The organism is Gemmatimonadaceae bacterium (genome assembly GCA_019752115.1).
Taxonomy (GTDB): domain Bacteria; phylum Gemmatimonadota; class Gemmatimonadetes; order Gemmatimonadales; family Gemmatimonadaceae; genus Gemmatimonas.
The window spans coordinates 1-22,425 of record JAIEMN010000010.1 but is presented as its reverse complement, the minus strand read 5'-3'; the positions used below and the strand labels follow the sequence as shown (position 1 = coordinate 22,425).

Sequence of the window (22,425 nt, the reverse complement as noted above, 5' to 3'; positions counted from 1 at the left end):
CCTGAGAGTACGCAGCAGGCGGGAGTGCCGTTCGGCAAGGGGACGCCTCAGTTCGTTCTGACGGAATTCGGACAATTCGCACTTCCGGGGGCGGCCCGGCGCTGCATTCTTGACCAGAGGGCGCGTCGGGCGCCCCGCCTCTGGCCCGGAGTTGCTGATGCTCGTCCCCGCTTCCCGCGCGTTCCGCTCGGCCGGCACGGATTTCACGGTGCTGGTCTCGCTCACCGTTGGCCTGCTCCTGTGGCTGGTGCTCGCCTGTTTCGGGCTGGCGCGCCTGCAGCAACAGGCGACGATGCAACTTCAGCGCGCGGCCGCGCGCGTGGTGGTCGCCGAACTCGCGCCGCTGGTCACGTCGGGGGGCACCCTGGCCGGCGCGCTGGCCTCGCGCCCCGATCTGCGGGCGCTCGCGGACAGCACGGGGCTGCACGTCGCGATGGATTCGATGCCCACGGCTGCCACCACGACGGGGATCGTGGATGCCTCCGTCATCACCCAAGCCATTGCCGGTGCCCTCGTGACCCGCCCCGTGCAGGTGCAGGGCGTCTCCCGCACGCTCGTGGTGAACCGCGCGGTGGAGCGTGGCGGCGTGGCGCTTGCGCCGGTCGGCCCGCAGGTTCTTATGGCGCTCGTCGTGGCGCTGCTCGCGATCACCACGACCATTGGCGGTGCGCTGCTCGTGCGCTTGCGGCGCGAGCATGTCGCGAGCTCCGTGCGCTCCACCTTTGCGAGTGCGGTGTCGCACGAGCTGCGCACGCCGCTGGCCCAGATCCTGCTTTTTGCCGAAACGCTGCAGCTCGGACGCACGCGGAGCGATGCCGACCGCACCCTCGCGCTGGGCGCCATCGTGCAGGAAGCGCGGCGCCTGATGCGCCTGGTGGACAACGTGCTGCGCTTCACGCGCCTCGAGCAGGGCCCGCCGGCGCTGCGACAGGAGCCGGTCGCCGTAGACACGTTGGTGCAGGACACGGCCAGGCAGTTCGCGCCGCTCGCCGAGTCGAGCGACGTGGCGATTGCGGTGCATGCGCCCGTTGCCGCCGTGGCGCTGGCCGATGCGGACGCGGTGCGGCAGGTGCTCCTCAACCTGCTCGACAACGCGGTCAAACATGGCCCACGCGCGCAGCGCATTACCGCCCGCGTCGAGACGCGCGCGGCGCATGTCCGCCTCTCGGTGGAAGACGAAGGCCCGGGGATCGCGCCCGGTGATCAGGGGCGCATTTGGCAGCCATTCACCCAGGGGCGTCGCGCAGGCGAAGCGACAGGCGCCGGACTGGGGCTGATGATCGTGCGGTCGTTGACCGAAGCGATGGGCGGGCGCGTGTCGTGCGAACCGGTCGCGCGGGATGGGCGCGGCGCGCGCTTCGTCGTGGAGCTGCCCATGGCCAGCACGCTCGCCGCGCAGGGGGCCTCGTGACGACGATGGCGCTCCCCACTACGGCCACGGTGCTGGTGATCGAGGACAATGCCCTCCTCGCCGCCGGTGTGCGCAGCAATCTCGAGTTCGAGGGGCATCGCGTGCTGGTGGCGCCGACCGGTGAAGACGGCTTGCGACTGGCGGCTACCGAGCATCCGGATTGCATCGTGCTCGACCTGATGCTGCCCGGCATGGATGGTCTCACCGTACTCCGCACGTTGCGCGCGCGGGGCGTCGAGGCGCCGGTCCTGATTCTCACCGCGCGGGGGGATGAGGCCGACAAGGTCCGCGGACTGCGCGACGGCGCCGACGATTACGTGACGAAGCCGTTCGGGCTGCTCGAGTTTCTGGCGCGCGTCGAGGCACTGCTGCGTCGCCGCCGCTCGGCGCCGCCCGCCGTGGTGGACCAGCTGGGCGATGTCACGATCGATCTCACCCTCCGCACCGTGCAGCGCGCCGGTGCCGACGTACCGCTGCGTCCCAAGGAGTTCGATCTCCTCGCCGCCCTCCTGCGCCGCGTGGGTCAGGTGGTCACCCGCGACGTCCTGCTCCGCGAGGTGTGGGGATACGACGAGTCGGTGGTGAGTCGCACGGTGGATACGCACATGGCGGAGCTGCGGCGCAAACTCGAAGCGGATCCGGCGGAGCCACGACACCTGCTGACGGTGCGGAAGACGGGGTATCGGCTGGTGCGGTGAGACGGGCGGGAACTACGCGGGACTCAGAAGAAATCCTGCAGCCAGGTCTTCACGCGGCCCGCGAGCTTATCCACGCCGGCACCGCTGCGCGTCGTCTTGCGGGCCACCACGCCCCCCAGCGCCACGCGATGCGCGCCGTACAGGGCGAGTCCGGCCACCGTGGCATGCGACGGGCTCGCGACCTGCTCCACCAGCCCATCGAGCTTTTCGCCCGGCACGCCGACGCGCACACCCATGCTGAAGACGTCCTGCGCGAGTTCGGTGATGCCTTCGAGTTGCGCGCCGCCGCCGGTGAGCACGATACCGGCATTGAGGCGGCCCGTGAAGCCCGCCTGATGCACGTTGCGCTGCACCTTGTCGAAGATCTCATCCATGCGCTGATGGATGATGTGCGTCATCAGCTCACGCGACAGATGGCGCTCGCCGTGATTGCCCGAGGGCGGCATGGCGATGACCTGCGACGGATCGACGAGCGGCTCGTAGGCACAGCCATACGCTTCCTTGAGCAGTTCGGCATCATGCTGCGTGATGCCCAACCCCTGCACGAGATCGCTCGTGACCGTGTGCCCGCCGTACGGGAACGAACCGAGATGGCGGATCTTCCCCTCATGGAACACCGCGAGATCGGTGGTGCCGGCGCCGAGTTCAAGGAGCACGACGCCCAGTTCCTTCTCTTCTTCGGAGAGCACGGCCAGCGCACTGGCGAGCGGCTCGAGCACGAGCTCCCGCGTGCGATAGCCCGCGCGCTCGATGGCCTTGCGCAGATTCATCGCCGGCGCGCTGCCGATCGTGACGAGATACATCTCCGTCTCGAGACGCGTGCCGATCATGCCGACGGGATCGCGGATGCCGTCGGCCTTGTCCACCGTGTATTCCTGCGGAATCGCATGCAGCAGCTCGCGATCCTGCGGAATGGTCATGGCGCGCGACACCTCGTTCACCCGGTCCACATCGGCGCGCGTGATTTCATCGCCGCTGATGGCCACGACGCCGCGCTCGTTCACCGCGCGCACGTGCTCGCCGGCGATGCCCACGTAGAGCCCGTCGGGCTGCACGCCCGCATTGCGCACCGCTTCTTCGACGGCGGCGCGGATGGAGCGCGTAGCCTCCTCGATATCCGACACGGTGCCCCGGCGGAGCCCCATGGTCCGGCTCTGCCCCACCCCGAGCACCTTCACGCGCGGGGCGCGCGGCAGATCGCCGTGCACGGTGGCCACGAGGGCCGTCGTGTGGGCGGTGCCAATGTCGAGGGCGGCGACGATGGGTTCGGAACTCATGGCTGGCGGGCGATCACCTGGTCACGGAAGCGCAGATCGAGCTCGACCACGCGCAACGCATTCCGCGTGAGGTCGGCTTCCACGGGTAATATGTCCTTGAAGCGGGCCACGGTCACGTCGGGGGTCGTCCGGACGATCAGGGTGCCAAGGCGGAAGCGGAGCTCCTCCTTGCCCACGCGCTCCGCCTGCACGATCCGCCCGTACAGCTCCGGGGCCGACTGCCGGAGGGCATCGAGCACCGCCAGCAGCGCACTGTCGGACTGGGCCGCCAGCGGCAGATCGAGGGGCACCCGGACCGGATCGATCGGCAACAGATGGCCGGCGGCGTCCGCGGGCTGCAGCCGCCCGTCACCCGGCACCAATGCCGCCGGCTCCCGCTCCACCACGTGCACCGACAGCCGCCCGGGCAGTTCGCGGTCCACCTCGACCGTGCGCACCAGCGGGTGCGCCTGCAGTCGCTGCGCCAGCGGCTCCAGGGGCTGCCAGACCGACTGCAGGGTGTCCACGTGGAGCAAGGCGAGCAGCTCGGAGGTTTTGGCGTAGCGCACGCCAAAGAACTCCACCCGCCGGACGTGGAAGTAATCAAGTCGCGACAGCGCCCGCGGCCCCCACCAGGGCGAGGTGGCTACCGCCACCACGGCCACGACGGCGGCCGAGAGGCGCACGAGCCGGAGCCACCGCGGCCGCTCCCGCGGTTCACGCGGGACCGTCACGGTGGCCTCCTCGGGCGAGCGGGCGTCGATCACGCCGGTGGCCATCTACACCACCCGGCGCGCACGCATCAGGGGGTGCCTCACGCGCGGAGCCGCTCCAACAGCTCGGGGCCCGTCTTGGTGATGTCACCAGCGCCCATCGTGAGCACGACATCACCGGGCTGTACGATCGAGGCGAGGTGGGCGGCCGCAGCACTCCGCGGGCCTCGCCACGCCAGCGCACCGGTGGTGATCCGATCGCCAATGAGATCGGCGGTCACGCCAGGCTCCGGCGCCTCACGGGCGCCGTAGATGTCGCAGAGGAGCAGGACATCCGCCGAGCCGAGCGCGTCGGCGAACTCCGCCTGCAGATCGCGCGTGCGGGAGTAGAGATGCGGCTGAAACACGAGCACGAGGCGACGCCCCGGGAACGCATGACGGGCGGCGGCAATCGTGGCCTGCACTTCGGTGGGATGATGGGCATAGTCATCCACCACCTCGATCTCGCGCGCGTGCCCCAGTCGCTGAAAGCGACGTTCGACGCCGCGAAACGCCGCCAATCCCGGCGCCATCGCCGGCACAGTGAGCCCGAAGGCGAGCCCCACGCCGATCGCCGCCAGCGCGTTGCGGACGTTGTGAACGCCGGGCACGGCGAGTTGCACCTCGCCGAGGGCGTCGCCATCGAAGCGCACCACGAAGCGCGAGCCACTGGGATCGAGCACGAGCGCATCGGCCACGAGGCGCGCATCGGCGGCGCCGGCACTTGGCGCCTGCCCCGGCGTGGTGGCGCTGTAGGCGATCACCTCGCGACTCGCCGCCACGCGCAGATGCATGGCGCCGGCGTCGTCGGCGCAGCGCACCAGCGTGCGTGCCGGTTGCAGATACTGTTCGAAGGTGCGCGTGATGTCGTCGAGGTCGCGATAAATGTCGAGGTGATCGGCCTCGACATTGAGGACCACGGCGACTTCCGGCGTCAGCGCCAGAAACGAGCGGTCGTACTCGTCGGCTTCGACGACGTACGTCGTGCCCCCCAGCCGCAGGTTGCCGCCCCACAGCCCGACGCGCCCGCCCACCACGCCCGTCGGATCACGTCCGGCGGCCGCGAGCGCTTCGGTAGTCATCACCGTGGTGGTGGTCTTGCCATGCGTGCCGGCGATGCCGACCAGCGACCCGCCGCTCACCGCTTCGGCCAGCGCTTCGGCGCGGCGCACCACCGGGATACCGAGTGCGCGCGCCGCCACCATCTCCGGATGCGTGGCGGGAATCGCCGACGAATACACCAGAGCCCGCGCCTGCGCGACCATGCTGGCATCGTGCGCCGAGACCGTGATGCCGTAGCGCGCGAGATCGGGGGCGCCGGTCGGATTCGCGTCGGTCCCCTGAATGGCGACGCCGCGACGCGCCAGCAGTTCGGCGAGCGCGCTCATCCCCGCGCCGGCGATGCCCACGAAGTGCACCGGGCGCGGATCGGCGGGGTTGAGCAGAATGGGCGAGGGCGACGCAGTCATGTCAGGAAATATGGTCAGCGGCCGCAACTCCCAGCCGGTCGAGAATGGCGTGCGCGATGCGTTCGGCGGCGTCGGGATTGGCCCGGGCCGCGGCCGCGGTGCGCATGGCCTCGAGCCGCGCCGGGTCGGCCCGCAGCTCGCGCACGATGGCATCGAGGCGAGCGGCCGACAGTTCGTGTTGCGGCAAGTGCACCGCCGCCCCCGCCGCCGCCGTGGCGCGGGCATTGTGCGCCTGATGATCCTGCGCAGCCGTCGGCAATGGGACGAGCACCGTGGGCACGTGCCAGGCGCACAGCTCGGCGATAGACATGGCACCGGCGCGCGTAATGGCCAGGTCCGCCGCCGCGTACGCATCGGCGATCGGCGCGAGATAGGGCCGCACGCGTACCGTCGCGCTCTCACGATCAAGGTACGCGGCCGCCTGCTGCTTGCCGGTCCCCCAGATCACGGCGACGCCCTCGGGGAGCCCCTGCGCGATCCACGCCGCCATGGCCTCGTTGAGCGCCCGCGCGCCCTGACTGCCGCCAAAGAGCAGCACCACAAACGCGTCGGCCGGGAGGGCCCACTGCGCGCGGAGTTCGGCGCGCGACCGACGGACCGCCGGCGGGGGCTCGATGGGGCAACCGAAGGGCATCACCGCGGTTTCGGGACCCGCGGTCAGGCGCGCAGTCGCCTCGGGAAAGCCGAGAAAGAGCGACTTGGCCCCCGTGGAGAAGGCGCGGGTCGTGAGTCCGGGGTGACTGTCGGCTTCGAAGAGCATTGTGGCCACGCCATGCGCGCGCGCCCACGCCAGCGCGACGCCGGCAGCATACCCCCCGGTACCGACCACCCCACGCGGCGGATCACCGCTCGCGAGGCGGGAGATGGCACGCCACGCGCTGACCGCCCCGGCGATCGTCTTCCAGTTCTGCCAGGGCGTGCGGCGGTAGAGTGGATGCAGGTCGAGCAGTGTATGCTCGAACTCCGTGGTCGGCAGCACATCCCGTTCGATGCCGCGCTGTGCGCCAATGAAGTACGGATCAACGCGCGGCGACAGGCGCACGCAGGCGCGCGCGATGGCGAGCCCCGGATACAGGTGCCCGCCCGTCCCACCGCCCGCAAAGAACAGCCGAACGCGACTCACGCGGTCGTGCCGAGTGGATCGGTGGCGTTGGTGCCGTACACGACTTCGCGCTCACTGCCGATGTTCACGAGAATCCCGGTCATGGCCAGCGTGAGCAGCAGATTCGAACGACCATAACTCACGAACGGCAGCGTGAGCCCGGTGTTCGGCAACAGGCGAATCACCACGCCGAGATGCACGAACGCGGTGAACACCGTGGTAAAGGTGAGGCCCACCGCGAGCAGTGCGGTGTACGGACTTCGCGCCTGCCGGGCAATACGGAACCCGAGCCAGCCGTAGAGCGCGAACGCCACAGTGATGCCCGCGAGACCGAGGAAGCCGAATTCTTCCCCGATAATGGAGCCGATAAAGTCGTTGTAGGCGAGCGGCAGCCAGCCCCGTTGCTGATTGCCCTGCCCGAAGCCGACCCCCAACGCGCCGCCCGAACCCACCGCGACCAGCGACTGATACTGCTGATCATCCTTCGGGTCACGCTTGGCCCTTTCGGTCGCGCCGCCCTGCAGGAACACTTTCACGCGCTCTCGCACATACGTGCTCTGATAGGCCTGAATGCCCACGAGGAGCAGCCCGACCGCGCCGAACAGCAGGAAGTGCGACACCTTGGCGCCCCCCACGAAGAGCAGCACCGCCATCAACAGGCAGAACGTCATCGCCACCGACAGATCGGGTTCCAGAGCCGCCAGCACACTGAGCGAGCCGACCACGGTGACGAACGGGAGCAACCCCTTGCCGATCTGCTTCACCGCTTCGCCCTTCTTGACCAGCAGCATGGGGCACCACACCAGAATCGCGAACTTCGCGAGTTCGCTCGGCTGCATGGACCCGCCGAGCAGGTAGCGCCGCGCGCCGAGCTTGACGGGCGCGATGGACTTGGTGAAGGGCAGAATGATGAGCAGCATGAGAAACAGGCTGAGCCCCATGATGGGCCACGCGTACTGCTTCCACTTCTCCGCATCCATTTTGGCGAGCACCGCAAAGGCGACGATACCGACGGCCACGCCAGTGGCCTGGCGCAGCGCGTAGAAATACCCGGGCTGATTCTGATTCACCGCCTGCAGCGCGCTCGCACTGAACAGCACCGCGAGGCCAAAGCAGACGAGGACCGCCGTGACGAGCATCAGCGCGCGGGCTTCCACGCCCATGCGCCAGCGCTCGCGGGTGCCGGCCATCGCGATCGGACGGGCCGCCATCGGTCGCGCGGCGGTCGTCATACGCCACCGCCGGCGAGCCGCGCGAATTCGCGGCCGCGCTCTTCGTAGTTCTTGAACATGTCGTAGCTCGAGCACGCCGGTGACAGGAGGACCACATCCCCCGGCGCGGCAGCCGCGCGGGCGGCGGTCATGACATCAACAAAGCGCGAGGAGGCGATGCGCTGGACCGGCACCGCCGTGCCCAACGGTTCAGCGAGATCGGCCTCGATCAGGGGCGCCGCCTCGCCATACGCGATCACGCGCTTCACGATGCGGCGAATGTCCGGCAGCAACGCCGTATACGGCTCACCCTTGTGCCGCCCGCCGAGCAGCAGCACGGTGGGGCGCGTCATGCCGGCGATCGCGACCTGCGTGCTGGCCACGTTGGTCGCCTTGGAATCGTTGAGCCACAGAATGCCGCCCCGATCCACCACCGGCTCCAGCCGATGCGGCGGCGCCCGGAAGGTGCGCACCGCCTGCGCGAGCGTCACGCGCGCCGCGGGCGTCCGGAACGCCGGGTCGGCGAGCATCACCGCGAGCACGGCGGCGAGCACATTGGCCACGTTGTGATCACCCGCCAGACCGACGTCGGCGCGCGGCATGAACGGCGCCCCGAGGACCACCAGCTGGCCGGCATCACGGTCGAGATACGCCTCCACATCACGGCGGACCACGGAAAAATGGCTCCACTGCCCCGGGACGCCGCGAATGAGTTCGTGCACGTCGGTGTTGTCGGCCGTCGTGACCCACTGCGAGGTGCTGGTCGCGTTCGCGAAGAGCAGCTTCTTGTCGGCGTAGTATTCGGCCACTCCGGCATACCGATCGAGATGATCGGGGCTCAGCGTGGTCAGGACGCCAACCGTGGGCAGGATGCCCGGCGTGTCGTGCAGCTGAAAGCTCGAGACTTCGAGCGCCGCCCAGGCGGGCGGCGTGTCGCGCAGCGCCAGCTCGGCGACCGGCGTGCCGATGTTGCCGACATCCGCCGCATCGACGCCCAACGCGCGGAGCAGATGCCCCATCAGCGCGGTGGTCGTCGTCTTGCCGTTGGTCCCGGTCACCGCCAGGTAGCGGAGCGCGGGGAGCAGGCGCAACGCGATCTCGATCTCGCTCACCACCGGCACGCCCGCCTCAGCCGCCGCCTGCAACGGTGGCGCGGTGGGCGGTACGCCCGGGCTCACCACCACCACACTGGCTTCGCGGATGCGCGCGAGATTGTGCGCCCCGACATCCACCCCCGCCCCGATGGCGTCGAGCTCGCGCGCCGCCGTGCGGACGGCCTCACTGGAGCCCGCATCCGAGGCGTACACCGTGAGGCCGGCGCGCCGCAGCAGGCGGCTGGCGGCCACCCCGCTGCGCCCGAGGCCGATCACCGCAAATTCGCCCTGCCGTTCCGCGAGGCGACGCGCCACCAGGGCGGCGGTTTCGTGCGAGGTGCGCGCAGTCATGGGATCAGCGCAGCTTGAGGGTGCTGAGCGCCAGCAGCGCGCAGAGAATGCCGATGATCCAGAAGCGGATCACGACCTGCGTCTCCGGCCAGCCGGCCATCTCGAAGTGATGGTGCAACGGCGCCCGTCGGAAGACCCGGTGTTTCTGGGCGTACTCCAGCCCGTACTTCTTGCGGCGGTACTTGAAGACCGAGCGCTGCAGGATGACCGACGCGGTTTCGGCGAAGAACACCGCGCCCACGAAGAGCAGCAGGAACTCGCTCTTGAGCAGCAGCGCCACCGCGCCCACCGCGCCGCCGAGGGCGAGCGAGCCCGTGTCGCCCATGAACACCTGCGCCGGGTAGGCGTTGTACCACAGGAACCCGATGCACGCGCCCACAATGGCGGCGCAGAAGATCGACAGCTCGCCGGCGCCGCGCAGGTAGAAGATGAGCAGGTGCGCGCTGGTATCCACGCGGCCGATCAGATAGGCAAAGATGCCGAGCGTCAGCATCGCGATGGCCACGAGCCCGCTCGACAGGCCATCGAGACCGTCGGTGAGATTCACCGCATTGCTGACGCCGGTGAGGATGAAGGTCACCCACGGGATGTACAGCCACGCCGCCCACGCGACCGCGGGGACGATGAGCACGTACTTGAAGAACGGGAGCGTCGTGCTGGCACCGGGGAGCGTGGAGACCGGCGCCATGAGCAGCACCGTCCCGAGCCCCAGACCGCAGAGCACCTGCCCCGCGAGCTTGTAGCGCTCCACCAGCCCTTCGTTCTTCTTCCCCTCGCGCTTCTGCTTGAGCTTGAGGTAGTCATCGAGAAACCCGATCACACCCATCCACGCCGTGACGCCCATGGCGAGCCACACGTAGCGGTTGGAGAGGCGCGCCCAGAGCAACACCGGCACAAACGTCGCCAGCAGGATGATGATGCCGCCCATGGTGGGCGTCGTCCCCTTCCCGGCATGCGAATCGGGCGTGCCCTCGCGCACGACCTGATGCACGGCCATCGCGCGCAGTCGGCGGATGATGAGCGGCCCAAAGAGGAAGCACATCACGAGCGCGGTCACGAAGGCCGCCGCCGCGCGGAAGGTGATGTAGTTCAGGAGATTGAAGAGGCCGACGCTCTTGGCGTACGGCTGCAGCAGGAAATAGAGCACTAGGCAGTCACTGGGAAGTGGCCCACGCGGTGAGCGGCGGAACCAGACGTTCGAGCTGCATGCCGCGCGAGGCCTTGAGCAGCATCACGGCATCGGGAGCCAGGCGCGGTGCGAGCAACGGCCAGAGCGCGTCGAGATCGAGCGCCGTTACCACGCGCGCATCACCGGGGGCCACCTCGGCAAACGCCGCGGCGAAGTCCCCGACGCCGGCGATGAGCTCCGCCGGCGAGGCCAGCGCCGCCCGCGCGACCGCGCGATGCTGCTCGGCACTTTGCGCTCCAAGCTCGCGCATCGAGCCAAGAATAGCGACCCGCTGCCGCCCATGGCCGACGCGCCCGAGCAGATCGAGCGCCGCCCGCATGCTGGCGGGGTTGGCGTTGTACGCATCGTTGATGAGCGTCGCGCGCCCGAGCGACTCCCACACGCCGCGCATGTTCGGCACCGGCATCGCCGCCACGCCCGCTGCGGCATCGGCCAGCGGCACGCCACACGCCTGCGCCGCGGCGATGGCCAACATCGCATTGGCGGCCTGATGGGCGCCGCGCAGCGGCAAGGCGAAGCGCTGCCCGTCCACCACGAGCCATGGACGCCCCTGCTCGTCGAGCCCCCACTCGGTCGGCACCACGCCATCGCCGGTCAGCCCCGCCACGACGACGGCCTTGGCGCGCTCTGCGGCAAGCGGGCGCACTTCGGGGTGGGCCTCCGGCACGATGGCCAGCGTGACGCCGTGAAAGACATCCGCCTCCTCGCGCAGCACCCCCGCAAGATCGCCCAACCCTTCGAGGTGCTCTTCGCCGATGGAGGTCAGGACGGCGACATCCGGTCGCGCGATCGCCCGCAGCGTGGCCACCTCGCCCGGCGCGTTCGTGCCCAGCTCCACCACGGCAATCTCGGCGTCGCTCGGTATCGCGAGCAACGTCAGCGGCACACCGATAAGATTGTTGAGATTCCCCGCCGTGGCGTGCACCACGAAGGTGCGCCCGAGCGCCGCCTTGAGCAGCTCTTTCGTGCTCGTCTTGCCGTTGGAGCCGGCGACCGCGATCACACTGCGCCCCCAGGCGCGCCGCCACGCCGTGGCCAACTGGCCGAGCGCCACGAGCGTATCGGGCACCACGTACGTGGGGATCCCGAGCCCGGCGGCCTTCTCGGCGTCGCTGACCACGAAGCCGGCCGCGCCGGCGTCCTTTGCCTGCGCCAGAAAGTCGTGGGCGTCGAAACGGTCGCCTTTCAGGGCGACGAACAGATCGCCGCGCCCGATCTTCCGCGTATCGGTGGAGACGCCGGCCAGCGGCGCGTCCATGCTCGGCCCCGTTCCCAGCGCCGCGGCCACGCGCTCAAAGGTCCAATAGGGGTGCGCCGCATCGGGCGGCACCACCGGCACGGCGGCATACGCCGTCCCGGCCATGCTGTAACGGCTCACGCCGATTCTCCAAGAATGGTGTGCGACAGTTCGGCCACGATCTCCCGTTCATCGAACGGGTACGAGGTGGTGCCGCGAATCTGATACGTCTCATGGCCCTTGCCGGCCAGCACGATCACATCGTGCGGCTGGGCGAGGCGCAGGGCTTCGGCAATGGCCTCGCGGCGATCTGCGATCCGCCGGTGCCCCTGCCCCGTCATGCCCGCCTCAATGTCGTCCAGAATGCGCTCCGGATCCTCGGTGCGCGGGTTGTCGCTGGTGACGATCGTCACATCCGCCAGCTGCTCGGCGATGCGCCCCATCTCCGGGCGCTTGCCGCGATCGCGATCGCCGCCGCAGCCAAAGAGCACGATCAGTCGGCTGGGGGCCGCGTTCCCGTCGTTGGCCGCATCGGCCGCGCGCGTGAACGGGCGCACGGCGAGCAAGGCGCGCTCGAGCGCATCCGGCGTGTGCGCATAGTCGCGCAGCACGGTGGGCGCGGTGCGCAGCCGCTCCAGGCGCCCCGGCACCTGCGGCGCGTGCGACAGCTTGTCGGCGACCTCGGAGACCGACATCCCGAGCGCCAGCGCCACCGCGGCCGCACCGAGCGCGTTGGCCACGTTGAAGTCGCCGATCAATGGCAGGTCCACGGTGTGCGCGCCCGTCGGCGCCACGAGCAGGAAGCGGCTGCCGGTGCTGCCGAAGCTCACATCGCGCGCGCTCACCTGCGCCTGCGCGTCGGAGCCCCAGGTCAGGAGGCGCGGCGCGTTCTCGATCCCCCGCCACGCCGGATCGTCGGCGTTGATGCAGGCCACGCCATCACGTGCCAGCAGCCCCACGAGCCGGAGCTTGGCGTCGCGATAGGCCTCCATGGTGCCGTGATAGTCGAGATGATCACGCGTGAGATTCGTGAACACGGCGGCCGCAAAGACCAGCCCTTCCACGCGTCGCTGATCGAGCGCGTGCGACGAGGTTTCCATCGCCACCCGTCGCACGCCCCGATCGACCAGCACGCGCAGCAGCCGTTGCAGTTCCACCGGTCCGGGCGTGGTGAGTCCACCACCGCCGGGCATCTCCTCACCGGCGCTGCCGAGCAATACGCCGAGGGTGCCGATGCTGGCCGCGGGCGCGTCGGGCGCATCGAGCAGGTGGCGCAACAGCCCCACCGTGGTCGTCTTGCCGTTCGTGCCGGTGACGCCCACCAGCAACAGCTGCCGCGCCGGCCAGTCGAAGCCGGCCGCCGCCGCGACGGCTGCGGCGCGACGGCCGTCCCGCACGACGATGGCCGGAAGCCCGGCGGCATCGGCGGCCGCGGCATCTTCCACGATCGCCATGCTGGCGCCCAACTCGCGGGCCTTCGGGAGCCAGGCATGGCCATCCTGCGCGGCCCCGCGCACGGCGATGAACGCCGCTCCGGGCTCGACCTTGCGACTGTCGTCGACGAGATCGGTGATCACCGCCGGTAGTGCCGCCGTGTGCGACACAAAGAGCCCCGCGTCGCGCAGCGCATCGATGACACGCGCGACGGGAATCTCCAGCCGCGGCGCACTCACTTGAGTGTCTCCAGTTGGACGGTGCTGCCGGCGCGCACCAGCACGCCCGCGGCCGGTCGGGTGCGGACATCGCGTCCATTGGCCTTGCCGGAGGCGAGGCTCACCTGAAAGCCCGCCGCGTACAGCGTCCGCGCCGCCTGACGCGGATCGAGTCCAAAGACCGACGGCACCGGGCGCAGATCGTTCTCCGGACGCACGCGCTCCACGCGCGCGGGCACCGTGAGGTCCACCAGCACACGGGCCGGCCCCGCGAGGGGCTCCGCCTTGGGTGGCGGTGGCGCCTTGAGCGAGTCGCGCCGCAGCGAGTCCTTCTCCATGGCGAGGCGCTGCGCGGGCGTGAGCGGCTTGGGCGCCGGCATCGGAATGGCCTTGCGCACCTTGGCCAGCGCCACGCGATCGAGCGAGACCTCGCGCGTGGCAATGGCGGCCTTGAGGATGTTGCTCACCAGACCACCCGCCACCGTGCCGCCAAAGAAGCCGTTCTTGGAGTCGATGAGCCGCGCCACCACGACGTACTGCGGGTCCTCGATGGGGAACATGCCGGCAAAGCTCGAGTTGTACGCGCCGGCCCGATAGCCACCCGCGTCCTTGCGACGCGCCGTGCCCGATTTGCCACCCACGTCGAAGCTCGCCATGTCGGCCGCGCGCGCCGTGCCGCTGTCCACCACGCTCTTGAGCATGGCGCGCATCAACTCGGCGCCTTCGGGCGACACAGCCCGGCGCAGCACGCGGCGCTGATGCGTGTACAGCACGCGATCGTTCTCGTCGCGCATTTCGCGCACGAGCGCCGGTTGCAGCAGCTCGCCGCCGTTGGCAAAGGCGGTATACGCGGCGGCAAGTTGCATCGGCGTCGCCATGACCTCATAGCCGATCGCCGACGACGTCTGCGTCATCGTGCCCCACTTGGCGGGCACCTTGAGAATGCCGCGCGACTCGGCCGGATACGGCAACCCGGTGGGCGTGCCGAAGCCGAAGTCCCGGAGCGCCTGATAGTGCTGCCCGTAGCTCAGACGCTGGGACAGCTTGGCCGTGCCGATGTTGCTCGACTGACGCACGACATCGCGCACCGACATCTGCGGCGCCCGGTGTTCATCGGTGAGCGGGCGCCCGGCAATCATCGCGCGCCCGTTCTCCGTGTTGATCATCTCGTCGGCGTGCGCCAGCTTGAGGTCGAGAATGCGCGCGATGACGAATGGCTTCATGACCGAGCCCGGCTCGTAGGCTTCGGTGAGCGCGGTCATCGCCGGCGCCGGTTTCCGATCGCGCCAGCCCGCCATGGCGAGCACCGCACCGTCGCGCGGATCGATGATCACCACATCGCCCCCCCTCGCCCCCGTGGAATCGAGGGCGGCCTTGAGCTTCTGCTCGGTGATCTCCTGGAGCGACTGATTGATCGTCAGCGTGACCGCATAGCCCGGGCGGGCGGCGACCCGCGTCAGCATCGGCGAACTGAGACCACGTCCACGACCGTCCCGCACGAGTTGATCGTGTCCTTCCTCGCCGCGCAGGTAGGGATCGAGTTCGGCCTCCAGACCGCTGTTGGGCGTGCCATCGGGCTTCATGGCGCCCATGAGCATGCGAATGCCCGCCGGCGCGGTGACCACGCGATTCATGAGGCGCAGGCGGTGGATGCCCGGCAGCCCATCGAAGCGCTTGAGATCGGCCGGCACGAAGAGCTGCGGCAGCGTGACCCACTGCCGCTTGCGCGCGAGCACCTTGCGGATGGTGCTGTCGGGTACCGCCAGCTCCTTGAGCCCCTGCTTCACCACCGCACGGGTATCCACCACGCGTCGCTCGCCATCGGCGCCTTTGAGGCGAACGGGGAGCAACTCATGCGACGCGATCTCCAGCTGCACGACCTCGCGCGACTCCACCAGCACGCTGCCGGTGGCGTCGAGAATCGGGCCGCGCGGTGGGGTCACGTCGTTGTCGGCGACATGCTGCTCGTCTGCCCGCAGCGCCCACTGGCGATGCTCGACGAGCTGGAGTTGCGCCGCCTTCGCGATGATGGCCGCCCCAAAGAGCACGAGGCCGAGATGCACGACCGTCGGACGCAGCCGCGAAATGCCAGCCGGCGTGGTCGCGTCGGAGGGGCGCGGGGCAGTCATCGGTCAGCGCGCTCCCGCTTCGGGGAGCGAGCGGGTCTGCACCTCGCTCGCCACGTGCATGCCCAGCCGGCGTTCGGCTTCGCGAATGACGGTGGCGCGGCTCGTCGCGCCGCGCAGCTGCGTCTTGATGGCCAGCTTGCGCGACCGCAGTTCGCGGAGCTCGCTCTCCATCGTGCGCATCTGCCGCGCCACGCGCGTCCCCTCGGAGCGACGGAACACCACGATGGCCGTCACCACGATGAACGCCGCGAGCCCGATGGCCACGCGGAGGCGTCCGCTGCGCGCACGCGAGCGGGCGGCCATCAGCGCGCGAGCCTCCACGCCCGCAGCTTGGCGCTGCGGGCGCGCGTATTGAGCTCGATCTCCTCTTCGGTGGCCAGAATGGGGCGCTTGGTGAGCGTTTCGCCCAGCGGCACCCCGCGACAGGTGCAGATCATCTGGCGCGGCGGGCAATGGCACGCCGTGCTCCAGTCGCGGAACGCGTTCTTCACCAGGCGATCTTCGCCCGAGTGATACGAGATGATCGCGAGCACCCCGCCCGGGGTGAGCCGGTCGCGCAGCTGCGGCAGCGCTCGTTCAAGCCCCGAGAGCTCATCGTTGACGGCGATGCGGACCGCCTGAAAGATCCGTGCAAAATCGGGGGCCCCACTGCGCGGCCCCAGCACGGCGCGAATCGCATCGACCAGATCGTCGGCCGTGGCGAACGGGCGACGGGCGCGGCGCCGCGTGATCTCGCGCGCCATCTTGGCCGCGCGCGGCTCGTCGGCGTAGGCGCGTAGCAACGCCGACAGGTCCACCTCGTCGATCGTGTTCAGCAGCTCAGCGGCGTCGATGTCGGCATCGGTGCCCATGCGCATGTCGAGCGGCGCCCCTTCGCGGAACGTGAAGCCGCGCGTCGCATCGTCGAACTGATGGGACGAGACCCCGAGGTCGAGCAGAATGCCATCGAACTTCTCGGACTCGGCGAGACCGGCCGCGGCGACATCGGCATAGTTGCCGAGGAGGGCGCGGAACTGGCCGGCGCGCTCGAACTCGGCGAGCCGCTCGCGCGCCGCCGCCAGCGCGCGCGGATCGCGATCGATGCCGGTCACGCGCACGCCGTGGTCGAGGAAGGCCGAGGTGTGCCCCCCGCCGCCGAGCGTGCAGTCGAGCAGCGTGTGGGCGTCGGCCAGGAGGGTCTCGATCTCTGCGAGCAGGACCGGGACGTGATAGGCGCTGCCACGCCCTGTGGGAAGCGTTCGGACCGGGCTCACGGGCGGGGGAATGACACGATCAGGCGCCTCTGGAATGCCACCGACGCCGACGCGTGCGCACACTGAGCGCACGTCGAGGGGAGCGTCATGAGGCGTCATGTTAGTGAGGGCGAGGAGGCACCGTCAAGCGAGGCTGATGCGCTCGAAAATGTGCATTAGTCGTGCGCTCGCATGGATGTGATGCGGTACAAAAGACGAGGCCCGCCGTCGCATGACGGCGGGCCTCGCAACCACGGATGGGGCGTGAACTTACTTGCAGAACGCCTTGATCATCTGGTCGGCCGGGCCGTCCATCTGCATGACCGCGCCCATCAGCTGGCGCATGGCGTCGGGAGCGAACGACCCACCCTTCGGCAGGAGGATCTGCGCCTCGACGAACATGTCCTTCGCTTCCTTGGCCGGCTGGCAGGTCTTGCCCGCCTGCGCCGCCGTGAGCTTGGTCTGGCCAAACTGCACGTAGGTGGCGCCGAGCAGGAACTGCGCCTGCGGCTTGAACTGGCCGCTTACGACGCCGTCGGCGTACTTGAGCATGTCGATCGCATTTTGGAAGTCGACCGGATCCTTGCTGGCGGCCGCCTTCTTGTAGAGATCGTTGGCGCCCTGCATGAGCAGCACGCGCAGGTTGCTCGACGTGTCACCCGCCGCGATCGCGCCCTTGATGGCCGGGATCACTTCGTCGTCCTTCTTGAGGTCCTTGAGCAGCGTGATGCGGAGGACGGTGGCGTTGTCGACCTTCACCTTGGCGGCGACGGCCTTGTCCAGCGCCTCGAGGGCCGGCTGCAGCTGCCCGGCGTTACGCAGACCGACGATCTGCGAGTAGACCAGGTCCGGCTGGTTCGGGAACTTCTGGAGCCCCTTGGCGGCCACTTCGGCCGACTTGGCGAACTGCGAGTCGGCGGCGAGGGCCAGCGTCGTCTTCACGAAGTAGGTCGTGTCGGCGAACGAGGTGTCGAGCTTCACGAGCTCGTCGCCCTGCGCCATCGCTTCCTTGTAGTCCTTCGTGGCGAGCAGGATCAGCCAGCGAAGCTTGAGCAGGTCCGGGTCACCCGGGTTGTCCTGCACGGCCTGGTCGATGACCGGCTTGGCGACCTTCGGGTTCGCGAGGACGGTGAGGGCCTCGACGACGTCCTTCTGGAGGCGCGGGTTCTTCGGGTCGGTCGAGAGGAGACGCGTGAGCGTCACGACGGCCGAGTCCGACTGGTTGAGATCGCGATACGACTGCGCCGCGATTTCGAGGGCGTAGCGGCTGCGCGGATCGATGTTCAGGATTTCCTGCGCGACCGTGAGCTGCTCGGCCGGCGGCGCCTTCTTCGAGATCAGCACCTGCGCCCAGCAGAGGCGCGCCAGCGTGGCCTTCGGATAGGCGGTCACGCCTTCCTTGGCGGCGGCAATGGCCTCGTCGTACTTCTGCGCGCGGCCGGCGTTGCGGCACTTCTTTTCCGCATCGAGCTGCTTGCGCGCTTCCTTGAGTTCCTTGGTGATCGGCGCCGACGCGTCGCCCGCACCCTTCACCTCGTACGAGCCCAGCGGCTGCACGAGCAGGTTGTCGCGCGCGAGGACGAGATTGGCATCGACCTTCACGCCCGTCGCGGTCTTCGTGATCGTGCCGGTGACGTACTCATCGGCGCGCAGGATGGACGCGAGCGCCTTCTGGTCATGCGGCTCAAGCGCTTCGTTGACCGGGAAGCCCGAGGCTTCGAGGTACGACACGATGTCCTGCTTCGGCAGGACATACATCTGCTTGAACGGGATGTCCGAATTCATGCGGTTGCGTACCGCGTCGGCGGCCTGGACCCCCAGACCCTTCTCCGTCGAGCGGAACGTGGCGACGAACACTCGCGCCGCATTGGGATCGGGCACCCGGTTGAACGCGCCCTGCGCTTCCGCCATGGCGGGAACGAGCGTGCCTCCGAGGGCCAAACCGATCCCGGCGATCGCCTGGATATGCCGTGACATCAATGTCGTAACCTCCGCACCGTGAGCCGTGGGACCCGGACGCGCCGGGTGGATCGTGCAACCCGCGGCCGTGCGTAGCCATGCGGGTCTGGGGGAACGCAGAAACTGCGGTTGGATGCGGCAATGAGCAAGCCGAATCCGACGGGGAGTACTGACCTGCGGACAACCGATGCAACTACCGAAGAGCGGAATGGGCGAAGAGGGATTCGAACCCCCGACCCCCTGTGTGTAAGACAGGTGCTCTAACCAGCTGAGCTATTCGCCCGCACTGCCCGAGAACACCACGCCCTGACCGCTCCTGCACCAAACTACATCGGCGGGTAGACGCTGTTCCCGGAAAGGGCACAAATTAATCGGATTGTCACGAAGGGGCGCGGACTGTCCCGGCTGCCACGGCTCGACGCACCTGACGGGCGCGACTCGGCCCGGATTTCGCACCGGTGGGTGCGGGACGCTCAGCCCTTGAGGATGGCGAGCGGAACGAGCACGACGTAGCCGATCACGAGCAGTACGGGGGCGATCGTCTCGCCGCCGCGCGCCAGGTCGGCATAGCCGGCCAGCAGGGTGACGGCCGTCGCGCCCCAGTACAGGAGCGCCTTCGAGCGAGGCTTGTCCATTTCGGTCATCCCGCAGGATACCGAAGGTCCGCCGGCCCCGGCAAGGGCGCCGGGTCCGGAAGCGCGGGCGGGGCGTCGAGCAGCGCCTGTAACGCACTTTCCCGCTCCCGGGCCTCCTGCGCCGCGTCGGCCACCCGCATCGCCTCGAGCTTCCGCTGGTCCCGCCGCCGCTTGATCACGAAGAGCGGGAGCAGCAGGACGCCGAAGAGCCCCAGGGCCGCCGAGACATTCGTCACCACCGACAGCGCCCCGTACCGGCGCCGGGTCTGCTTCTTCCAGTGCTGCTCGAAGCCCTCGCCGGTCATGCCGTAGGCCTGCCGAACGGCCTTCTCAAACGAGCCAGTCGTCTTCCAGTACCCGAAAAACTGGGTCAGCCCGGTCGCCCCGCCGAGCTGCTCCAGTTCGCTGACCACCCGATAGGCGATGGCGTAGCTCCACCCGGCTTCCATGCCGCCGTGGGCGAAGCCGTCCTCGAGTGCGTCCAACGACGGCAGCGTGCGCCAGACCATCCCCAGTGAGGTCTCGAACACCTGCTCGCGCGTGAATTCGCCGGCGGCGACGCCGGCGTAGCCTTCGTCGAACCAGCGGGGCGGCAGCGGGCCCATGGCCTCGTGCAGCGCCAGGTGCGCCAGCTCGTGGCGCAACACGACCACCGGGTCGCCGGCATCGGAGCCGGCGCGGCTCCCCTGGAGGACGATGCGCCCCTCGTCGGGGATCGCGATGGCGGCGCCCCACTCGGGGGCCCCGGCGGTGCGGGCGCGAAAGTCGGCGGCGTCGCGGGCCAGCTCGATGCGCACCGGCGCCTGTGGCCGCGGCAACCCGGGAAACGTGTCCTGCGCCTGGGCCGCGCGCAGCAACGTGCGCGCGAGCCGGTCATCGCGCGGGGACGCCACGAGCGAAAAGCGCCCGGCCTGCAGCGTGAGGGAGTCGCCCACCGGCGGGGCCGCCTGCGCCGACAGCGCGGGCACCATGCGCCCGAGGCCGAACGCGGGCGCGGCCGCGAGCGCACCCGCGAACGCACCCGCGAGCGCCAGGATCAGCGCAGCGCGGGTGTGCCGCCCTGCTCCACCTCGACGATCACCTCGGCGCAGCGCTTCCCCCATGGGCTGAACTTGTTGGCCTCGGCGCCCGTGCGCCACGCCGCGACCGCGTCGCCCGGACGCCCCGCGAGCCAGTAGGTCCATCCGAGTTCATACCACGCCTGCAGCAGGTTGGGTCCGAGCTCGAGCGCCTTGTGGAAGAACCCTTCGGCATCGTCGTACATCGCGCGCTCACGATAGAGCTGCCCGAGATAGAGATGCGCGTAGAGCGTGGCCTTGCGGTCGCGGTCGCCCCGAATGGCCTGCCCGAGATGCTCGATGGCCGCGTTGGCGTCACCGCGCTTGAGACAGACGGCCCCCAATGTGGCGCGCGCGAGGGCATGCGTGCTGTCGCGCAGCAGCACGGCGTGCAAATGCTGCGTGGCGGCATCGAGCTGGTCCTGCTGCATGAGCGACCACCCGAGCAGCGTTTCCGCTTCGTTACTGCCGGGAGCCAGCTGGAGCGCCTTCCGCAGCGTGGCTTCGGCGCCCACGGGGTCGCCCAGCGACAGCTTCGACCACCCTTTCTCGATGAACGTGGAGGCCCCCAGATGGTCCACCCGCAGCGGCCCGGCGTTCGCCAGCGTCGTGGCGGCACCGGTGCTCGAGGGTCCCAGATGCTTCCACGTACCTGCGAGCGTCTTGACCTGCTCCTTGAGCGCCTGCGCCTCGCCGACCACCGCATCGACCTCCTTGTAGAGGGCGATGATCTGCTCCTTGAGCGCGTCCCGTTCGCCGCCGGCCAGTTCGCCGGCCGTCGCACGCGCCTGCGCGGTCGCCAGCGCGGTCTGGAGTTCAGCGAAACGGGCGGCCATCGAGGCGAGCGTGGACATGCGTCGAAGCTATCGGGTCGCCGCCAGCTGCTGCACCGCCCGCGCGATCGCCGCGCCCAGTTCCCCGAGCGGCACCACCACGTCTGCACCAGCCGCGGCGCGCGCGGCGTCGGGCATCCCGGCGATGACACAGCTCGCCGCCTCCTGCACGATCCCCACGCCTCCCGCGCGGCGAATCGCCGTCAGTCCCTCGGCGCCATCGCAGCCCATGCCGGTCATGACCACGCCCACACTGCGGGCGCCGAAGTGCTCGGCCACCGAGGCGAACAGCGGATCGGCCGCCGGTCGCACGCCCCAGCGCGGCGGCTCGTCGCTCAGGGCGAGCCGCACCCGATCGCCGCTCCGCTCGACCCGGAGGTGGCGTCCGCCCGGTGCGATATAGGCCACGCCCGCTTCGCATGGGGCGCCGTCGGTGGCTTCCTCGACCCGCAGCTGCGACTGCGCATGCAACCGACGCGCGAAGCTCGCGGTGAAGCCCGCCGGCATGTGCTGCGCAATCAGGACAGCCGTATCCCGCCATGCGGGGAGCGCCGGGACCACCTGCGCGAGAGCAGCTGGCCCACCGGTGCTGGCCGCCACCACCACCACCTGCCGCGGCGCCTGCACCACCGCGGGCGCCGGCGCGCGCGGCGTCGGCGTGGCCACCGTGGCGGCATACGCGGGGCGCGGCACGCGCAGCGTGGCAACCGCGGCCGCCCGCAGCGCCTCGAGCAGGCGTTCCCCGACCACCTCAAGATCGAGGCTGATGGCCCCCGACGGCTTGCGGACAAACTCCACCGCACCGGCCTCGAGCGCGCGCAGGGTCGCTTCGGCGCCGCCGTCGCTGCCGCCCGCGCTCAACATCACCACCGGGCGCGGGCACTCGGCCATGACGCGGCGCAGCGCCGACAAACCATCGAGGCCGGGCATGTCCACATCGAGCGTGATGAGATCCGGCGACAGCGCCTGCACCTGTCGGAGCGCGTCCTCGCCATCGCGCGCGGTCCCGACCACCTCGAACTCGCCGGTCGCGGTAACCACATCGCTGACGAGCCGACGCATGAACGCACTGTCGTCGACCACGAGCACGCGGCGGTGTACTTTCAGATCATCTGGGACGTGTTGCGCGAGCCCATGCAGCGGGCTCTGGAGGCGCT

Annotated in this window: 19 protein-coding genes and 1 tRNA gene; 2 read left to right on the top strand and 18 right to left on the bottom strand. The window is 69.7% G+C overall.

Annotated elements, in window-relative coordinates; translation table 11 throughout:
* The first annotated feature begins 157 nt into the window (after positions 1–157).
* Together K2R93_05075 and K2R93_05070 are read left to right on the top strand one after the other, a co-directional pair.
* Entirely contained in the window at positions 158–1,411 is a 1,254-nt protein-coding gene (locus tag K2R93_05075; protein MBY0489191.1) for a HAMP domain-containing histidine kinase, read from the top strand.
* The gene (locus K2R93_05070; protein MBY0489190.1) at positions 1,408–2,109 is read left to right on the top strand and encodes a response regulator transcription factor; all 702 of its coding nucleotides are present in this window, start codon (positions 1,408–1,410) and stop codon (positions 2,107–2,109) included. The genes K2R93_05075 and K2R93_05070 overlap by 4 nt, the downstream gene beginning before the upstream one ends.
* 23 nt (positions 2,110–2,132) lie before the next feature.
* Here the strand turns inward: K2R93_05070 and ftsA are convergent, their stop codons facing one another.
* From ftsA to K2R93_04980, 18 genes are all read right to left on the bottom strand, one after another.
* A complete protein-coding gene (gene ftsA, locus K2R93_05065; protein MBY0489189.1) occupies positions 2,133–3,386 on the bottom strand; it encodes a cell division protein FtsA in 1,254 nt (417 codons plus the stop codon).
* The gene (locus K2R93_05060) at positions 3,383–4,144 is read right to left on the bottom strand and encodes an FtsQ-type POTRA domain-containing protein (GenBank protein MBY0489188.1); all 762 of its coding nucleotides are present in this window, start codon (positions 4,142–4,144) and stop codon (positions 3,383–3,385) included. The genes ftsA and K2R93_05060 overlap by 4 nt, the downstream gene beginning before the upstream one ends.
* A gap of 35 nt (positions 4,145–4,179) precedes the next feature.
* Entirely contained in the window at positions 4,180–5,586 is a 1,407-nt protein-coding gene (gene murC, locus K2R93_05055; GenBank protein MBY0489187.1) for a UDP-N-acetylmuramate--L-alanine ligase, read from the bottom strand.
* A gap of 1 nt (position 5,587) precedes the next feature.
* The gene (locus tag K2R93_05050; GenBank protein ID MBY0489186.1) at positions 5,588–6,709 is read right to left on the bottom strand and encodes a glycosyltransferase; all 1,122 of its coding nucleotides are present in this window, start codon (positions 6,707–6,709) and stop codon (positions 5,588–5,590) included.
* Positions 6,706–7,920, bottom strand: a complete 1,215-nt coding sequence (locus K2R93_05045) for a putative lipid II flippase FtsW (GenBank protein MBY0489185.1) — start codon at positions 7,918–7,920, stop codon at positions 6,706–6,708. Before K2R93_05045 ends, K2R93_05050 begins: the two co-directional genes overlap by 4 nt.
* Positions 7,917–9,344: a UDP-N-acetylmuramoyl-L-alanine--D-glutamate ligase gene (gene murD / locus K2R93_05040; protein MBY0489184.1), complete on the bottom strand. Its 1,428-nt coding sequence runs from the start codon at positions 9,342–9,344 to the stop codon at positions 7,917–7,919. Before murD ends, K2R93_05045 begins: the two co-directional genes overlap by 4 nt.
* A 4-nt stretch (positions 9,345–9,348) precedes the next feature.
* Positions 9,349–10,491 carry a phospho-N-acetylmuramoyl-pentapeptide-transferase gene (mraY, locus tag K2R93_05035; protein ID MBY0489183.1) on the bottom strand — a complete coding sequence of 381 codons (1,143 nt, stop codon included), beginning with the start codon at positions 10,489–10,491 and terminating at the stop codon, positions 9,349–9,351.
* A 7-nt stretch (positions 10,492–10,498) separates the two neighbouring features.
* The gene (locus K2R93_05030; protein MBY0489182.1) at positions 10,499–11,911 is read right to left on the bottom strand and encodes a UDP-N-acetylmuramoyl-tripeptide--D-alanyl-D-alanine ligase; all 1,413 of its coding nucleotides are present in this window, start codon (positions 11,909–11,911) and stop codon (positions 10,499–10,501) included.
* On the bottom strand, positions 11,908–13,443 hold the full coding sequence (locus K2R93_05025) for a UDP-N-acetylmuramoyl-L-alanyl-D-glutamate--2,6-diaminopimelate ligase (protein ID MBY0489181.1): 1,536 nt from the start codon (positions 13,441–13,443) through the stop codon (positions 11,908–11,910). Before K2R93_05025 ends, K2R93_05030 begins: the two co-directional genes overlap by 4 nt.
* Complete coding sequence (locus K2R93_05020) at positions 13,440–15,551, bottom strand: hypothetical protein (GenBank protein ID MBY0489180.1); 2,112 nt, start codon at positions 15,549–15,551, stop codon at positions 13,440–13,442. Before K2R93_05020 ends, K2R93_05025 begins: the two co-directional genes overlap by 4 nt.
* A gap of 3 nt (positions 15,552–15,554) precedes the next feature.
* Positions 15,555–15,854: a hypothetical protein gene (locus K2R93_05015; GenBank protein MBY0489179.1), complete on the bottom strand. Its 300-nt coding sequence runs from the start codon at positions 15,852–15,854 to the stop codon at positions 15,555–15,557.
* The gene (gene rsmH / locus K2R93_05010) at positions 15,854–16,804 is read right to left on the bottom strand and encodes a 16S rRNA (cytosine(1402)-N(4))-methyltransferase RsmH (GenBank protein MBY0489178.1); all 951 of its coding nucleotides are present in this window, start codon (positions 16,802–16,804) and stop codon (positions 15,854–15,856) included. Before rsmH ends, K2R93_05015 begins: the two co-directional genes overlap by 1 nt.
* A gap of 249 nt (positions 16,805–17,053) precedes the next feature.
* Positions 17,054–18,760 (bottom strand): hypothetical protein, encoded by a 1,707-nt coding sequence (locus K2R93_05005; protein ID MBY0489177.1) that lies wholly within the window; start codon positions 18,758–18,760, stop codon positions 17,054–17,056.
* A gap of 191 nt (positions 18,761–18,951) precedes the next feature.
* Positions 18,952–19,025: transfer RNA gene (locus tag K2R93_05000), tRNA-Val, on the bottom strand.
* A gap of 190 nt (positions 19,026–19,215) precedes the next feature.
* Positions 19,216–19,377 carry a hypothetical protein gene (locus K2R93_04995; protein MBY0489176.1) on the bottom strand — a complete coding sequence of 54 codons (162 nt, stop codon included), beginning with the start codon at positions 19,375–19,377 and terminating at the stop codon, positions 19,216–19,218.
* Positions 19,378–19,382: 5 nt separating this feature from the next.
* Positions 19,383–20,480: a hypothetical protein gene (locus K2R93_04990; GenBank protein MBY0489175.1), complete on the bottom strand. Its 1,098-nt coding sequence runs from the start codon at positions 20,478–20,480 to the stop codon at positions 19,383–19,385.
* A complete protein-coding gene (locus K2R93_04985) occupies positions 20,414–21,289 on the bottom strand; it encodes a hypothetical protein (GenBank protein ID MBY0489174.1) in 876 nt (291 codons plus the stop codon). The genes K2R93_04990 and K2R93_04985 overlap by 67 nt, the downstream gene beginning before the upstream one ends.
* A 9-nt stretch (positions 21,290–21,298) precedes the next feature.
* Positions 21,299–22,425: chemotaxis response regulator protein-glutamate methylesterase (locus tag K2R93_04980; GenBank protein ID MBY0489173.1), on the bottom strand; the 1,127-nt coding region annotated here is incomplete at its 5' end.

Coding starts and splice junctions, on each gene's coding strand:
- K2R93_05060 (MBY0489188.1), bottom strand. CDS start 4,144: ATGGCCACCGGCGTGATCGACGCCCGCTCGCCCGAGGAGGCCACCGTG.
- K2R93_05075 (MBY0489191.1), top strand. CDS start 158: ATGCTCGTCCCCGCTTCCCGCGCGTTCCGCTCGGCCGGCACGGATTTC.
- K2R93_05020 (MBY0489180.1), bottom strand. CDS start 15,551: ATGACTGCCCCGCGCCCCTCCGACGCGACCACGCCGGCTGGCATTTCG.
- K2R93_04990 (MBY0489175.1), bottom strand. CDS start 20,480: ATGGGGGAAGCGCTGCGCCGAGGTGATCGTCGAGGTGGAGCAGGGCGG.
- K2R93_05005 (MBY0489177.1), bottom strand. CDS start 18,760: ATGTCACGGCATATCCAGGCGATCGCCGGGATCGGTTTGGCCCTCGGA.
- murD (MBY0489184.1), bottom strand. CDS start 9,344: ATGACTGCGCGCACCTCGCACGAAACCGCCGCCCTGGTGGCGCGTCGC.
- murC (MBY0489187.1), bottom strand. CDS start 5,586: ATGACTGCGTCGCCCTCGCCCATTCTGCTCAACCCCGCCGATCCGCGC.
- ftsA (MBY0489189.1), bottom strand. CDS start 3,386: ATGAGTTCCGAACCCATCGTCGCCGCCCTCGACATTGGCACCGCCCAC.
- K2R93_05015 (MBY0489179.1), bottom strand. CDS start 15,854: ATGGCCGCCCGCTCGCGTGCGCGCAGCGGACGCCTCCGCGTGGCCATC.
- K2R93_04995 (MBY0489176.1), bottom strand. CDS start 19,377: ATGGACAAGCCTCGCTCGAAGGCGCTCCTGTACTGGGGCGCGACGGCC.
- K2R93_04985 (MBY0489174.1), bottom strand. CDS start 21,289: ATGTCCACGCTCGCCTCGATGGCCGCCCGTTTCGCTGAACTCCAGACC.
- K2R93_05045 (MBY0489185.1), bottom strand. CDS start 7,920: ATGACGACCGCCGCGCGACCGATGGCGGCCCGTCCGATCGCGATGGCC.